Consider the following 16,882-nt stretch of genomic DNA (forward strand, 5'->3'; position numbering starts at 1 on the left):
CCAAAATTAAAGATATTTATGATTTTTTACTGATTTATACTTTATACATCATTTCTGAAGATTAAGTAATAATTTTAATATCTTACTACTTATTATACAAATCGCGATATATATTAACTAGCTTTTCTACCGAGCTTTCCCAAGTAAATTTTTTTGCTTGTTCATGCCCTTCTCTTATTAAATTATTCCGTAATTTTTTGTCAGCTAAAACCTTACTCATATATTTAGCAATAGACTTGATGTCCTTAGGTTCAACTAAAATAGCTGCATCACCTGCTACTTCTGGGAGTGAAGACACATTTGATGTAATAACAGGAACAGATGAAGCCATCGCTTCTAGTACTGGTATTCCAAAACCTTCATATAAAGATGGAAAAACGAATAAACTCGCCATATTATAAATTATTGATTTATCATTTTCATCAATATAATCAGTAAATATAACATCATCCTTTAAACTTAATTTATTGACTAAATTAAATATATTTTCAAAAAGCCATCCCTTTTTACCTGCTATGACTAATTTTATGTTCTGGTTACTCACAGTATTTTCTTTTTTAAATAGACTGAAGGCTTCAATTATAGATTCTATATTTTTTCTGGGCTCTAGAGTTCCCATATATAAAATATAGTCCTTTGGTAAAGTATATTTTACTCTAATTTTAGATTTTTCATCTTCTGAATAGTATTTATTAAATTTATCATATTCCACGCCATTATATACAACCTCTATTTTTGCTTCATCTACGCTTAAAAACTTCATAATATCATTTTTGCTACTTTCAGATACAGTGATAATTTTATCTGCCCTATTCACACTGTAATGTATATCACTTTTAATTCTTTTTAAATTTTTCTTATCCATAGTTTCCGGATAGAGCTCATAGGTCATATCATGAATTGTAGTTATTACTTTTCCTTCTATTCTAGGTGGAACTATAAAATTAAAAAAATGATATATATCAGACTGATCATTAAATAACCAGTTATACCTTATAGGTACATAATTCCACATTCTTCTGTACACACCATAAGGAAATAAGCTAAATATATTTTTATTAAAATTTAATCCATCTATGTCTTTTTCTATATTATTTCTGTTAATAAAATTAAATATATCTCCATATAATGTTATATAATTATATTCTTGCAAGCGTTTTGATAATTCGTATGTATAAATTCCTATACCTGATTTATTTTTTAGGCATGGTTGTAGTTCTAATGATATCTTCATATTTTGTCCCTTCATAAATCCTATAAAATTTAGTTTTTATTAATATCTCATTATCTACTTATCTACTTTTAAATATAAATAACTTACTAAAAAAATAATTCATTATTACAACAAAAACATTAGCTAATAACTTAGCAATAAATTCATCTAGTTTAAGTATTTCTACACATAGAAACATCCAAACTATAGTAAAAACAAGAGATAATAATCGTGCAATAAAAAAAGCAAATGCTTCTTTTATCACCAACTCTAATTTAATGTTTTTACTATTAAATACCCAAATTTTATTCGTAAAATATGCGAAAAGTACAGCCAATATCCATGCCAAAACGGTTGCTAAAATATATTCAACACAAAATACTTTATTGCTTATAAAGAATACTAATGCATCCACTAACGTTGTAAGAACACCAAAGATTAAATAACTTATTGTTTCTCTATTTACAAATTTAGTTGTAAATAAAATTAACCTATCCATCATTGTATTATTTCCTTCCATTATCTATAGTCATTTTTAGGCTGATCAATGTTGGTTTCTCTAACAATGTATATTGGTCTATTTTTAACTTCCATATAAATTTTGGATATATATTCACCTAAAATACCACATGACAAAATTATTATGCCTCCAATAAATAATATTAATGTTATCGTTGAAGCATAACCTGGTATATCTTTACCAGATATAATAGTTTTCATAATAATATATATAAGATAAATAAATGAAGATGCAGAAACTATACAACCTACAAAAGATGCAATCCTAAGAGGAAATGTAGAAAATGCTGTTATTCCATCTAATGCATACTTGAAAAGTTTCCAAAAACTCCACTTAGTTTGTCCTGCTGCTCTTTCTACATTTTCAAAATAAATCCACTTAGTTTTAAAACCTACCCAGCTAAAAATTCCTTTTGAAAAACGTTGTACTTCACCCATAGCAACTATAGCATTTACCATTTTGCGACTCATCATTCTGAAATCTCCTGCACCATCTGGCATGTCTACTTCTGATATCTTATTTATAAGGCTATAAAACTTTCTACTAAAATATGTACGAAGAGCAGGATCACCATTTCTAGTTCTATTAGCTGAACAACAATCATACCCTTCCTCTGATACTGCCTTGAGCATTTTTTCAATAAGAGTTGGTGGATTCTGCATATCTGCATCCATTATTAAGACATAATCTCCTACAGAATTCTTAAGTCCTGCATACATGGCTGATTCTTTACCAAAATTTCTAGAAAAAGATATGTATTTTACACATTCATTTTCCTTTGCATATTTTTTTAAAATATCAACAGTAGAATCCTTACTACCATCATCTACAAATATGAAATTAAATTCATATCCATATATTTCAGAAACAATTTTCTTAGTTTCAATGAAGTATATATCTAATACTTCACTTTCATTAAAACATGGTATAATTATGTCTACTATTCTTTCACCATCATATTTTCCCATAGTCTTCCCCAATCTCTTCATCAGATTTATTGTACTATTTTATTAATTACAATTTTAGTTAAAATAACATTTTCATCATTTCCATTAACCACTCTACATTCCAAATCCTGTATATCAGTTTCTAAATTAAATGTAAAAACTATTTTTTCATTATTTCTTTCGATTTCCTGTAAATTTATAGTTTTTTCACCTTGCTTGTAACACAAATCATATTTAACAATTTTGTTTAAATTTTCGCCCTCAATCACCACATTATAGGTGCCTTGTGCAATTTCCGAATATGGCCCAAAGGATCTTCCTTGTGGATTCAATATTCTTCCTTTGTCTGTATCCCTACCATAATTCATATACTTATCTTCTTTAGGTAAAATATTAATTCCTTGTTTTAATTTTTCTTCGTGTTCTTCTCTGTAATCATTCATATCAGTAAATTTTTCCTTGATTCCTACTATAATTCCATCTAGATTATAGTAACTTAATGGGTAATCCTTTAATGATTCTAATATATTTTGATCATTACCAAACACATAGATTGTATCATCTCTACATATTCCAGACTCTAATTGCTGTAAATATTCATCTTTAATTGCATTTACAGCTTTTGAATCCTTTCTAGAAACATATCCATCATTCATTGTTAAATTATTATCTGCAGCATATTTGCATAAACTCCACAATGACTTATCATTTTGAACTGTATATTTCATGAAAGCTATATGTTTATAATTGTTTTTTATTAATTTATCCCAAAGCGGAGACTTTATCTCTGAATTGTACTCAATATTATGTGAAAAGCGATCATACCTATCATTCCTAGTATTCGATAAATCTGACATTTGAATAATGACACAAATTAGAATAAAAATAATTGCTTGTTTTTTGACACTAATATTTAATATCTTTCTTATAGCATATATAACTATGAAATAACATATAGGCCACATAAATCTTCCTGTTGACCTAAATACATTTAAGAATTTTATTATTATTTTAGGATAAGGAATATTAAGTAACATTTTTCCATTTAAGCTAACTTGTGGACTTAAAGCTATAATAAAAAATATTATCATAGTTATAAATATTACGAATTTAATATAGTTATTTTTTATAAATATTGAAATTTTTTCATTTTTAATTTTAAGTACATTTTCAATATCAAAATATAATGCAACTATTAGAGCAATTATTACTCCTAATCCTATATATGCTAATCCTTCATATTGGCCCTCTGTTGCTGTAGGCAAATTAAATAGATATCTCGAATATCCTTGAGGATTAAATAATGCATTTATATTAGCACTATAAAATCCTAATCCAACGGTTTCATAATCAGCACTTCCATAAAAAGCTCCTAGTATAAACAATGTAATTAATGCTATAAATATTGAAGAACCCAAAACACTTATTACTCTAGCAATACTTTTATTCTCAAAGTAATCTATTGCTAAATAACATAGTAATAACAACATTGTAATAGCAAGAAAATACATATGTACATTTACGCATAAAAATACAATTATTGACCATGCCCCAATACTTTTCTTTATATCCCTAAACTTTGATTTATTAAGAATAATATATATACTTAGTAATATAAGCCAATGACCTGCTAAAGAAGCGTGTCCAAATAACCTATAAATCATTATTGGAGAAAGTAAAAATAACATTGAACTAGCTATACAAATTATATATTGTGCTGTAAATTTTCTTATAATAAGTGCACCTATTCCACCTTGAAGCATAAAACACAGAATGCCCCAAATCCCAAAGTATTGAAACGTTTGTGGTAAAATTGGAGATAGTATTTTAAATATAATAGACAATCCTGGTATTGTATCCATATATATTACTGAAACTTTATATGGGTAAATTAAACCATCAATAAGGCCAATAAACGGAAAACTCCAACTTGAATTTCTAAAAAACTGCCATCCAATATAATGCTGTGATAAATCTCCACCTTCCATTAACCAGCTATCATAAGTAACATCCAATACCCTTATTCCATAAAACCATATAAATACTAACGCTCCTAATAAACAACCTAATGCAAAAACAATGCGTTTATTCGAGTCTTCTTTATTAAACATATATTTTCTCCTTTATGTAATAAATTTATAGAAAACTAATTTTTAATTAACAAGATTCAAGTAGTTTATCTACTTAATCTTATTTACATAGTTAAAATTTTAAAGAATTTATTAAATCCTTCTCTACTATTCCAAGCTTATACAAATAGTCTGAAATTATATCTAGCGGATCATACAAATTATTATCATATGGGTTTTCTATAAAACTTTTATACATTAAAACATTTTCTTTTATATCAAAATTACTTTTAGCATATTCCATAGCATTTCTTTCATACTCTTTCATATTAATCTTCCCATTAATAATATCTATTATTGCATTTTTTATATTTTCAGTTTCGTTTTCCATACTAATTTTCAAGCATACTTTATTTGGATACTCAGAAAAAGTCCCCTCATCTGTTATAACAGCTAATTTACCCATACCTAAAATTCTATGAAATATTCCTGATGATTCCCCATGAGATGGATATCGCAAACTTAAACATATATCTGTTGCAAGCATATACTTTTTCAATTCCTCTAATGATAAATACCCTGTTATTTCAATATTATCTCTTAATCCGAATTTATCTACTAAGTCTTTTATATTAATTTCTTCTTCCACTTTTCCAGCTACAATATATTTAAATTTACATCCTTGTTCTTTTACTTTACTTAGAGCTTCTAATATTTGTGGAATCCTTTTAGTTCTTGTTGCAAAGCCAAAAGATGAAATTATCAATTCATTTCCCATACCTAGTTCTTTTTTATAAATTTCCTTAAGTTCGTCATAATTGTTATATATATCATTTGTATGATGATATATTTTAGCAATATTAAGATTATTTCTAGTTCCCTTTACAATCTGAAAACCTAGATCTGAATGAACAATAACAGCTTCTGCTGAATCTATTAATTTCTTATTTAATGGAAATCTTAATGGTTCATCCCATAGAGGAATACACTCTCCATTAAATGCACCTTCTGCTCTTCTTCGTGCTTCTTTTCCATGGCAATACTCAACAATATCCAAATACTTATCTCTATTATTATTTTTTAACGTCATTCCCCATATAAGACCTTCAATTGAAATATCATGCAATTCAACTATTCCTTTATATTTAAGCGCTAATTCGTATATCTTTCCATGACATTCTACATTATTCCCAATCTGATATACTATCATATCATATTGATTTCTTATATTTTCATCCTCTAGTTTCTCATATTTATATACTTTAAAATTTTCAGATATTATCTTATTTGAAGGGTTATTATGACTACTAAACAAGTCTATCTGGAAATAATCTTTCATTAATGGAAGTATTTCTTCACAAAAATCTGCAATTCCCGTTTTTTCTGGTGACAATGGAGTCACAAAAGCTATTTTCATTCCAACTCCTCCTACTCAAGTAATTTAACATTTTTGAATTTTTTGCTGTTTAGATCATACACCTAAACTTCCCAATAAATATTAGTTAATGCTTATTCTACTTATAGACGCTTCTTTACAACACCCATCAACATTAAGTAAATACTAATACCTTATTGATTCTGTCAATCTATCTATAACATTATCCCAACTTATGCCTTTAACAGCCTCATAACCTTCTATTCCCATGTCTTCCGCTATTCTTTTATTTTTATAAAGGAAATTTATTTTTTCTCCGAATTCCTCTGCAGTGTCACAAATAAAACCATTTCTGTTGTCTACTACAAATTCTAAACTTCCTCCTGAATCACTTGCTGTTAAAACTGGTTTCTTTGATAAAAATGATTCTATCGTAATATAGCCATAATCCTCATCTACTGGGGGAAACATAACTGCTAAAGCTTCCGCATATAATTTTATTAATTCTTCATCAGTGACAAACCCAGTGAACTTAACTCTATCCGAAACCCCTTCTTTTTCTGCTAACTTCCTTAAGTCTTTTTCCATTCCTCCAGTTCCTGCAATTATTGCGCTAATATTCTTATCACAAAACTTTAGAGCTTTTATGATAATATCAACTCGTTTTAATGGATCTAGTCTTCCTACTGACAATATGTAATTTCGAGATTTTTCAGTAAAATATTTACCTATATTTTTAGGTGGATGATATAATGGCTCACTTTGAATTTTATTATATTTATATAGCCTATTTGAAACATTTTTAGAATTTGCAAAAATCTTTTTTGACTCTAGCAAAGCCTTCTCATCTATCTTTATTACTTGATCTCTTATCTTTCTATGAAATCCATTGTTTAAATCAAAATCACTGTACTTTGTTCCATATAAATCATAAATAGGCCTATATTGATGCATAAGCCATGTAACCTTATTTTCATGTCTTACAAAATATGAAGGAAATTTCAAAGGAATAACTAAATCTATTTTTTCACCATTAGCCTCAGTTAAATCAATCATATTCCAAGTTAAACATTCTGTTATTAATCTTTCATTAGGATACCATTTAAAAGGTAAATTTATTAATTCCGTATCAAATCCTCTTGCTTCTAAATTATATCTCAAATTTTCAGCATGTATTTCTGCGCCCCCATACATAAATGGAGTTTTAGCTGAACACACCAGTACTTTCTTCTTTTTCATCACGATTTCTCCTTATTTTTCACCAATAATTGAATAATCTCTTGGTCCATATAATAATTTATTTAATCTATCTACAGCGGCATTTACATCCTCATCATTTTCGATTCCAATAGGATAAGGAATCTTTTCTTCGAATTCATTTAGATATAATCTATTTACCTTTTTGAATCCTGCTGACTCTGCTATATAAGTCAATTGTAGTGGATGTATTGGTTTTTTATGGCTTGGATCTACATAAAACGAATCCCCAAATATCCCCAAAGTTTCTGGGTTTTGAGTTTCTGCAATTATCTTTCCTCCATTACATAGTTTTTGTCTACATAAATTGAATAATCTAATTACATAGCTTGTTTCAAGATGCTCAACGACTTGCCCAATAAAAACTCCACCTAAGCTATTATCTTCCAAAGTATTTAAATATGATATTGCATCATCTAAAACAACATCCAAGCCTTTATCTTTACAATAGTCAACAAATTCTGGATATGCATCAACACCCTTACATGGTATATTGTTTTGTGATAGCATTGTTAAAAATTCCCCTCTACCGCAACCTATATCAAGAATCACTTTATTGGTACTATTAAAATACTGAAGATATATTTGTTGCTTTTCTACTACATTACTTTCTGATCCTCTAAACTTATTTTCAAAATCAAAATAATCAATTTCGTCATCAATTATTCTTTCTTTAATTTCACTATTAATTGAATCTATTAGGTTGCTATTATTTTTTTCACTATTTTCTTTATTATTAATTAGGTATTTCATTCTGTATCTTAGATATGTAATGTCTTCTTTATAATGATTTAAACTATTATTAAATCTTTCTTCCAATATCCCAATCTTATTATTAATGTTGTCCTCAGTCAATTTTATCAATGCATCTAACTCTTTATTTCTTATCTCTAGATCTTTATTTCTTATCTCTAGATCTTTATTTCTTATCTCTAGATCTTTATTTCTTATCTCTAGATTTTTATTTTTTACTTGTATCAATTCAATCTCTCTCTTTAGATTTTTGTTATTATCATATACAGTATTAATTTCTTGAGACATTTTTCCATTTATATTATTTAGTTCATTTATATAATCCCATGTAGAATTCATTGCCTTTACGATATATGCATTAAATTTATTCTGTTCTATTCCTGTATCCCTCACATACCATTTTAGTAGTTTTCTAGTAACTTTTTTTCCAAATACAAGTAATCTTCCAATAATCTTTCTATGAGAACGAATTTGAAAATCATAATCTATATTCCATAAAGAATTTATTAATATCACATTTTCCTCCAACTCATTCAATATTGATTTTCCGTTATCTATATTTGAATTTTTGTTGTTCTTATAATTAATATTTTCCTCTGCTTCTTTTCTTAATTTAATTTTTCTATATATATCATCTGAATAATCCATACCTTATCACAACCTCCAATCTATTTCACTCTAAATTCATGTTTTAATCTAAAAATCCCGCTATCTTTTATACTACTATATACACTAAACTCTTTTATTTTTCTTATGTAATCATATGGTTTTCCATACTCATCATGAAAAGCAATATCCAAAGTATATTCTCCTTCTAATAACTCAATCTTCTCTAAGAATATTTCTATAATTCCACTTTTATTAAGTTTAACCTTACTTGCATTATCAATATAAGTATTTGTCCCATAACAGTTAACCCCATCTTTTCTCATTATTCCAAATCCAACTACTGACTCTAACAGCTCATCATTTTTTCTAACATATTCTATAATTATTTTCACTGAATCTTCAGGTTTAAATATATATTTTTCTTCATTAGAATCACATTCTATTATTTTAACCAACCTGACTTCTACATCTCTATTACCTGTTCGATTTTCAAATTTCTGTTCATTCTCTTTATCTTCTGAATCTTCTTCCAATTCTGTTTCATGTTGTAATTTTGATTCTACATTCTTATTCATTATTTTGTCTAGATATTCTGCTATTACATCATGAGGAGTTCCTTCCAATTTCTTATATCCCTCATCTATCCATACCGCTTTATCACACAGTTTTTCTATAGAATTCAAATCATGTGATACTATTACAATAGTAGTTCCATCATTTTTAATTTCTTGCATTTTATTAAAACATTTTGCTTGAAATGATGCATCTCCTACTGCTAATATTTCATCTACTAGTAATACTTCTGCGTCTACATTTATTGCTACAGAAAAAGCTAACCTCATATACATACCTGATGAATATGTTCTTACTGGATTATCAATAAAATCCCCTAATTCTGAAAAATCTATAATCCTCTCTATTCTATCATCAATTTCTTTTTTCGTTAATCCAAATATCGAAGCATTTGTATATATATTCTCTCTTCCTGTCATATCTGGATGAAATCCTGCTCCCAATTCCAATAAACTAGATATTTTCCCTTTTATTTCTATACTGCCTTTGTCTGGATATATTATTTTAGTCATAAGTTTCAAAAGAGTACTCTTTCCAGATCCATTTTCACCAACTAACCCTACAACTTCTCCTTTTTCCACATTTAAACTCACGCCATTTAAAACTTTATGAATTTCATGCTTGTTCCTATTCTTAAATAATATCTTTTCTTTTAAAGTCGACCCTTTATCATAATATATTTTAAAACTTTTATATACGTTGTCTATTTTTATTACTTCCATACTATAACTCCTCTGCAAACTTTTTCTGAAGCTTCTCAAAAACAACATATCCAATTACTATTAACGCTATACTCCACGCCAATATAATCCACATATTAGAAAAATCAGGCATTTGTTTATAATATAATATATCTCTAAATGCTACAACTATCGGTGTCATTGGATTTATTTTAAATATTGGTTTAAAATTATCAGGAATCATATCTATGCCATATAATACTGGTGTAAGATACATCCATACCATAATTACAATTCCAAGTATGTGCTCCAAGTCTCTAAAGTAAACATCCAATGCTGAAAATATGAATGATAGCCCCAATGCAAGCAAATACTCTAATATCATTATAATTGGCAGAAGCAAAATATACCAACTAAACCCGATCCCACTAAATATTAAAGCAAAAAAAACAACTATCATTGTAAATAACATGTTCATAAAAGCTGCATTAACAACTGATATAGGTATAATTATCCTTGGAAAATAAATCTTCTTAATCAAATCCTTGCTTCCTATTATACTTGCTGAACTTCCTTGAATTGATGTAGCAAAAAAAAGCCACGGTACCAAAGCTACAAATAAATGTATATAATATTTAGGTACATCTGATCTCAATATTACTGAGAACACTATAGTATATACACATAACTGAAGTAATGGATTAAGAAATGTCCACAGGAAGCCTAATACAGAGCCCTTGTATCTTGTTCTTAAATCTTTTCTAACAAGGCTAAAAAGCATCTCCCTATAATTATATAATTCTTTTAATGAATTCATATTCTAAAATCCTTTCCCATTAAAAAAATATATAATACATAATTACTACTACATACTATATATTTTTATTTATTTCATTTATAATTACATTATTATTTGATCATATTTTTTATAAATATTCATTTCTATTACAAATTTTCAAGTTTTCTATTACTTTCTTTACTTCTTGTGTACTATCTTTACTTGCTATAAGCAAAGCATCCTCTGTATCTACCACTATTAAATCTTCTACTCCAATTGCTGCTATAAGCTTGTCTTGCCCTTGAATTATAGATTTTTTTGAATTTATTGTTATTACATTTCCTTTTATTACATTCCCATCTTCATTAGTTCTATTTATTCTTTCTAATGCAAGCCAACTTCCAACATCATCCCATCCAAAGCTTCCTGGAATTGTATATATATTACCTGCTCTTTCCATGATTCCATAATCTATTGATTCCGATTCAAATTTCGAAAACTCTCTCTCTAATATATACGCTTCTTCTTCCGAGCCTATAGTTTCATATATTTTTTCCAATCCTTCATATGTCTCAGATAATAAACTCCTAAAATTATTTAATATTGTCGAAGATTTCCATACAAACATTCCACTATTCCAAAGATATCTTCCAGATGATAAATACTCTTTCGCTGTTTCTAAATTTGGCTTTTCAACAAATCTTTTTACCCTATATATATTACTTCTTTTTATATCCTCTTCATCTCTTCCAAAATTTATATATCCATAGCCTGTCTCAGGATATGATGGAGTTATACCTATAGTAATAAGATTTTCGTCTTCCTTAGCAACTTCTATTGCTGCCTTTAATGTATCTATGTAAATTTCATTATATTTTATAAGATGATCTGATGGAAGTACTATCATTACTGCATCTTCATATTTTTTCTTAATATGCATTGCTGCAAGCCCTATGCATGGAGCAGTATTTTTAGCTACTGGTTCTAATAGTATATTTTCTTCCGGAATCCCTTCAATCTGCTCTAAAACCAAATTTTTATAATCCTTATTTGTTACTATGTAAACATCATCTATATCAACTAAACTTTTTAGTCTTTCTATCGTAAGTTGAATCATTGTTTTTCCATCATCAGTTAAACTTAAAAACTGCTTAGGCAGTGATTTCCTGCTTTTTGGCCAGAAACGTTCTCCCTTTCCTCCTGCCATTACAACTGCTGTTATTTTCACTTTGATACCCCCACTTTAAAATAATAATCTTAATTACTTTTCAATATTAGCTCTTTTTACAAAAAAATGATAAAACTGATACATTTTGAGCATGCGTTCTGTTCTATCAAAAGCCAAAGCTATTTAAATATAAATGTTAAATATTCATAAAATTTCTAGTACAAAAATATATTTTAAATCTTATTTTTCCACTTTATGATACTATATTTTATATTTATTGTCAAAGTACTCGTCCTATTTAAATTAAGTAATTACAGGTTCTGATTACTATTTTAACCTATCATTTTTATCACAATAATTCGCTATAAATTTAACTCTTTTCCTTAAATGTTTAACCACTCTATAATATCGTGTTCACAATTTGTTGAAAAATATTTAATAGAATGATATCATTTTTATAGTTGAGAGACTTAACTAATCATTTGATGGAGGACGATTATCATGATAAAAGAAAATCAAAATCTCCTAAATAAAATTAATGCCGCTTCTGATGTTGCAATATTATTTATATCTATGACTTTAGCATACTTAATCCGTTTTTATATTTTCTCCACTGATACGCAATACATAAAGTTAATTACATACATTCAATTCTCGGTAATAATAGTTCCAATATATCTCATAGTCTTTAACTTCTTTAATCTTTATCATTCTTTCAGGACAACAGTATTTATTAAGGAGTGTAGTCAGGTTATTAAAGCAAATACAATAATAACCACACTTCTTTTATCTCTATTGTTTGCTTTTAAATTAGTGCATGATATATCAAGATGGGTTATTATTATATTTTATTTTGTAAATATTATTTTAATAATTGCAAAAAGATTTTTATTGAGGAGAACTTTAGCAAAAATTAGATCCAAAGGCTTAAACCTCAAGCATGTAATTATTGTAGGCGCTGGAGACGTTGCTGATGAATACTTAAAAGTTATAAAAAGCAATAGGAATTTTGGATATAGCTACTCTGGATATATTGCTAACACTTCAAATTCCGAAGGCAAAAAGCTCGGAAATTATTCTGATTTGTATGAAGTTTTGGACAGATATAAACCTGATGAAGTTGTTTGTGCTCTTGATATATCTGATGCAAAATATATAGAAAACATAGTTTCAGATTGTGAAAAAAGCGGTACTAAAATATCAATAATTCCATTTTGTTATAAATACATTCCTAGTCAACCTTATATTGATCAAATAGGAAGTATTCCTCTTATTAATATTCGAAGAATACCATTGGACAACTTTGGAAATGCATTTATAAAAAGAGCCTTAGATATAGTTGGTTCTCTATCCTTAATAATTTGTACTAGCCCTATTATGCTAGTTACTGCTTTAATCATCAAGCTTACTTCAAATGGACCTATTATATTTAAGCAAAAACGTGTAGGTTTAAATAAAAGCTTATTTACAATGTATAAATTTAGATCTATGAAGGTTAACTCCAATGAAGAAACTGGATGGAGTACAAATAATGATCCCAGAAAAACTAGATTTGGATCATTTATTCGTAAATTTTCTATAGACGAATTGCCTCAATTCTTTAATGTATTAAAAGGCGATATGAGTTTAGTTGGTCCTAGACCTGAGCTTCCTTACTTTGTTGATAATTTCAAAGATGAAATTCCTCTTTATATGGTGAAACATCAAGTTAAACCTGGAATAACTGGATTGGCTCAAGTAAATGGATTCAGAGGTGATACTTCAATAAAGAAACGGATAGAATTTGATATACAATATATTGAAAATTGGACTATTTTAATGGATATAACTATATTATTTAGAACAGCCTTTAAAGGCTTTAAAAATAATGAAAAAATAATCATCAAAAACGATGCACTTACAGAAAACAATGATTTAGATTTAAAACTATAAATACCTATTTTGATTTTCAAGTACCTTTTTAGGTACTTTTCTTTTGCGATTTATTAATCCAATTTAATCTTCAAAATATTATTCACCAATTTACCTAAAACTTTATAATATTGATGTATTTTATAATACTATGTATACTTATTAAAATTAGTTGACACCCAAAATCCTTTGATAATGATCTTTAGTCAAATGTTATCAATTTTCATTGGCCTATACCATCATTTACAACAACATTATCAAGGTGCTATAATATTACATATTAACATTTGTAAATTACAAAAATAAAAATATTAGGATGTGTAGAAAATGACAAATTCCAGAAACAATTCTAATGAAAAGTCCTTTAACTTTTTTTTACCTATTGCATTTATATTAAGTATTGTACCTATAATAGTTCGAGTAGCAGCTGTTAAACTTGATGAAAATGCAATTAAGATATGGGGTGTTACAGTTAAAGCGGATTTGTTTTCACAAAGAAAAGCTCTTCTTTTAATGATATTTTCCGTTATATTAATTATTACTTGTGTTATTTTCTTCAAGAAAATATTTAGTAGAAAAGATAAGTTAGTTAACTATATTCTAATCGCATGTGGCGTATTTACACTTTTTACATTTCTATCTGCAATATTTTCAAAATATAGACAAGTATCCTTTTGGGGAATATTTGATAGAGCTGAAGGATTTATAACTATTGCGTGTTACATAATTCTCTTTTTATACTCGCTTTATACTTTTAAAACTACTAATAATTATAAGTATATTATTACTCCGCTTTTGATTCTAGTATTTATCAATTCATTTTTAGGCCTTTTTCAATATATCGGACAAGACTTAATTAAAACTTCTTTAGGTGCTTCTATTGCGGGTGCTAGTTCAAATTCAGGCATAGATTTACTTAATGAAAAAGGAACTATTTATGGTACTTTAGCTAGTTATAATTACATGGGAAGTTTTGTATCAATTGCTCTACCTATTTTATTTTGTTATACAATTTTCGAAGATGATGTTATGTATAAAATACTGTCATTTATCGGTACTCTTCTTTCATTTTGGCTTTTATTTGGAAGTACTGCACGTTCGGGAATTGTTGGTGTATTAGGTGCTTTAATATTTGGTATTATAATATTTTATAAACCTCTTATTAAACGTTGGAAAGGCCTATTAATTGGTGTTGTCACCTTAATTATATTGCTTGTTGGCGCAAACTTCGCATCTAAAGGAAGTCTTTTCAAAAGAATTCCTAGCTTAGCATCAGATGCTTTCAGTATTTTTAAAGATACTAGTGATTTAGATTATACAAATTATACTCCTGTAAAAGACATTAAGTATATTGACTCAACGACAGAAGTTGTATTACCTAATGATACTTTAAGAATAACTTATGAAAGTGGTAATCCTGTATTTAAAAATTCAAATGGTGAAGTTGTTCCATATGCTTTAAATGGCAAAGTATTATCAACAGATAGTGAAGCTTTTAAAAATATCACATTTGCATTTGGAAAGCTTGATAAGAAGTCAGTTATTAGCGACTCACTTCTTTTAAATATAAACAATCAACCAACTTTCCTATTTAAGTTAAATGACAATAAAGTATTTCACTTAATAGATATGAGCACGAAGAATTATATTGATTTACAAACTCCTGAAACCTTTGGATTTAAAGGTAAAGAAAAATTAGGATCTTCTAGAGGTTACATTTGGTCTAGATCTCTTCCTCTCATAAAAAACACTATGATACTTGGAACTGGTCCTGATACTTTTGTGTTTGACTTTCCACAAGGTGATTTAATAGGTAAATATTATGCTTATGATACTCCAAATATAGTTGTAGACAAAGCTCATAATCTTTATTTGCAAATAGCTATAAATTATGGTGTAATTGCCTTATTAGGATTTATAGCAATGCTGCTTATTTACATTATTGATAGTATAAAGCTTTATGCACTTAAAAACACCTTTGAAGATAAAAACCAGATGTTAGGTGCTATTAGTTGCCTAGGCATTATTGGATACTTATTCGCTGGAATATTTAATGATTCAGTTGTAGGTGTAGCCCCAATATTTTGGATACTTTTCGGAGTTGGCATCGCAATTAATTTTATGAACAGAGAAAATCTTCGTAAGAAAAGCAATAAATAATAAGTTAACATTAAATAACCAAGAGGGAATACAGATTACTTCTTGGTTATTTTTTCATCTTATTTGAGAATAGAACTTAAATAAAAGAAACATATTTCTATCATTATTCGCTTTGGAGATAAATTATTGAATGCAAATTATATATAGTAGATGTAATTCTCCCAGCAAATAATACTTTAAAGAGAATATATTAAAATGTATCTTACCAATACTCGATCACTATTTATAAAATCATTAATACAGTCTTTTTTCATAAATTAAAACCCTTATCTCCTAAGGCATAAGAAATTTATCAATTGAATTTAATGAAAATAACACACAACTTCACCCATTCTCTAATTTACAGCATTAGTCATTAACTTAAGGATGATAGGTTCCATCATACTACGGCGTTTGTATTACAATCTTATGCGATCATACTCACCATAGCTTATTAGATATTAAAATACTCGCTTGCCAATAGAATTACATAAAAATGCTAAAATACTAACAATAAAGAAAAGATAAAAAACTTATATAAAATAAACTAACACAAATGATTGCAGTAAAATTTTATTATTACGAAATAATAAATATTATTGATAGGAAATCTAAGAATGGTTTTATAACTTGAAAGTAAGGCTAAAAATGGTCATCATATGATTCACTACTAAAGCCTATTAATTTATTCAAGTTAACTATAATATAGCGGGATTTCTTAAATAAATTACCCTATAATAGCGGCTCTCAATTTAGAACGTTGCAAGCAAGCCTGATATTAATATGAATATAGACAAAATATATATCCTAATCCTAAAACTCTTAGGAATCTATTTCAATATGTCTAAATGATGATACATGCACACAATATAAGTGAATTAAATTACCTA

At 27.5% G+C, this 16,882-nt stretch carries 12 protein-coding genes; 2 read left to right on the forward strand and 10 right to left on the reverse strand.

What is annotated here, in order from left to right:
* Window positions 1-85: 85 nt before the first annotated feature.
* From F3K33_RS24230 to F3K33_RS24275, 10 genes are all read right to left on the reverse strand, one after another.
* On the reverse strand, window positions 86-1,234 hold the full coding sequence (locus F3K33_RS24230) for a glycosyltransferase family 4 protein (protein ID WP_017212059.1): 1,149 nt from the start codon (window positions 1,232-1,234) through the stop codon (window positions 86-88).
* A 58-nt stretch (window positions 1,235-1,292) separates the two neighbouring features.
* A complete protein-coding gene (locus F3K33_RS24235; RefSeq protein WP_039770691.1) occupies window positions 1,293-1,715 on the reverse strand; it encodes a GtrA family protein in 423 nt (140 codons plus the stop codon).
* A gap of 17 nt (window positions 1,716-1,732) precedes the next feature.
* Window positions 1,733-2,701 carry a glycosyltransferase family 2 protein gene (locus F3K33_RS24240; RefSeq protein WP_017212057.1) on the reverse strand — a complete coding sequence of 323 codons (969 nt, stop codon included), beginning with the start codon at window positions 2,699-2,701 and terminating at the stop codon, window positions 1,733-1,735.
* Window positions 2,702-2,727: 26 nt separating this feature from the next.
* Window positions 2,728-4,791 (reverse strand): DUF6311 domain-containing protein, encoded by a 2,064-nt coding sequence (locus F3K33_RS24245; RefSeq protein WP_017212056.1) that lies wholly within the window; start codon window positions 4,789-4,791, stop codon window positions 2,728-2,730.
* Between the two features lie 91 nt (window positions 4,792-4,882).
* On the reverse strand, window positions 4,883-6,166 hold the full coding sequence (locus F3K33_RS24250) for a glycosyltransferase (protein ID WP_039770688.1): 1,284 nt from the start codon (window positions 6,164-6,166) through the stop codon (window positions 4,883-4,885).
* 144 nt (window positions 6,167-6,310) lie between these two features.
* On the reverse strand, window positions 6,311-7,363 hold the full coding sequence (locus F3K33_RS24255) for a glycosyltransferase family 4 protein (protein WP_017212054.1): 1,053 nt from the start codon (window positions 7,361-7,363) through the stop codon (window positions 6,311-6,313).
* A gap of 12 nt (window positions 7,364-7,375) precedes the next feature.
* Entirely contained in the window at window positions 7,376-8,782 is a 1,407-nt protein-coding gene (locus tag F3K33_RS24260; protein ID WP_039770686.1) for a class I SAM-dependent methyltransferase, read from the reverse strand.
* A gap of 20 nt (window positions 8,783-8,802) precedes the next feature.
* Window positions 8,803-10,038, reverse strand: a complete 1,236-nt coding sequence (locus F3K33_RS24265; protein WP_017212052.1) for an ABC transporter ATP-binding protein — start codon at window positions 10,036-10,038, stop codon at window positions 8,803-8,805.
* Window position 10,039: 1 nt separating this feature from the next.
* Window positions 10,040-10,813 carry an ABC transporter permease gene (locus F3K33_RS24270; RefSeq protein ID WP_017212051.1) on the reverse strand — a complete coding sequence of 258 codons (774 nt, stop codon included), beginning with the start codon at window positions 10,811-10,813 and terminating at the stop codon, window positions 10,040-10,042.
* Window positions 10,814-10,922: 109 nt separating this feature from the next.
* Entirely contained in the window at window positions 10,923-12,002 is a 1,080-nt protein-coding gene (locus F3K33_RS24275; protein WP_039770684.1) for a mannose-1-phosphate guanylyltransferase, read from the reverse strand.
* A gap of 441 nt (window positions 12,003-12,443) precedes the next feature.
* Between F3K33_RS24275 and F3K33_RS24280 the strand changes: the two genes are divergently transcribed.
* Together F3K33_RS24280 and F3K33_RS24285 are read left to right on the forward strand one after the other, a co-directional pair.
* Complete coding sequence (locus tag F3K33_RS24280) at window positions 12,444-13,874, forward strand: undecaprenyl-phosphate glucose phosphotransferase (protein ID WP_039770682.1); 1,431 nt, start codon at window positions 12,444-12,446, stop codon at window positions 13,872-13,874.
* 306 nt (window positions 13,875-14,180) lie between these two features.
* Entirely contained in the window at window positions 14,181-16,013 is a 1,833-nt protein-coding gene (locus tag F3K33_RS24285; RefSeq protein WP_039770680.1) for an O-antigen ligase family protein, read from the forward strand.
* Window positions 16,014-16,882: the final 869 nt, after the last annotated feature.

Origin of the sequence: Clostridium beijerinckii, from assembly GCF_008705175.1 — a bacterium.
GTDB classification, from domain to species: Bacteria; Bacillota; Clostridia; order Clostridiales; family Clostridiaceae; genus Clostridium; species Clostridium beijerinckii.

Excerpts from the sequence above, each read along its gene's own strand:
- F3K33_RS24230 (WP_017212059.1), bottom strand. The coding sequence starts at position 1,234 with ATGAAGATATCATTAGAACTACAACCATGCCTAAAAAATAAATCAGGT.
- F3K33_RS24235 (WP_039770691.1), bottom strand. The coding sequence starts at position 1,715 with ATGATGGATAGGTTAATTTTATTTACAACTAAATTTGTAAATAGAGAA.
- F3K33_RS24240 (WP_017212057.1), bottom strand. The coding sequence starts at position 2,701 with ATGGGAAAATATGATGGTGAAAGAATAGTAGACATAATTATACCATGT.
- F3K33_RS24245 (WP_017212056.1), bottom strand. The coding sequence starts at position 4,791 with ATGTTTAATAAAGAAGACTCGAATAAACGCATTGTTTTTGCATTAGGT.
- F3K33_RS24250 (WP_039770688.1), bottom strand. The coding sequence starts at position 6,166 with ATGAAAATAGCTTTTGTGACTCCATTGTCACCAGAAAAAACGGGAATT.
- F3K33_RS24255 (WP_017212054.1), bottom strand. The coding sequence starts at position 7,363 with ATGAAAAAGAAGAAAGTACTGGTGTGTTCAGCTAAAACTCCATTTATG.
- F3K33_RS24260 (WP_039770686.1), bottom strand. The coding sequence starts at position 8,782 with ATGGATTATTCAGATGATATATATAGAAAAATTAAATTAAGAAAAGAA.
- F3K33_RS24265 (WP_017212052.1), bottom strand. The coding sequence starts at position 10,038 with ATGGAAGTAATAAAAATAGACAACGTATATAAAAGTTTTAAAATATAT.
- F3K33_RS24270 (WP_017212051.1), bottom strand. The coding sequence starts at position 10,813 with ATGAATTCATTAAAAGAATTATATAATTATAGGGAGATGCTTTTTAGC.
- F3K33_RS24280 (WP_039770682.1), top strand. The coding sequence starts at position 12,444 with ATGATAAAAGAAAATCAAAATCTCCTAAATAAAATTAATGCCGCTTCT.
- F3K33_RS24285 (WP_039770680.1), top strand. The coding sequence starts at position 14,181 with ATGACAAATTCCAGAAACAATTCTAATGAAAAGTCCTTTAACTTTTTT.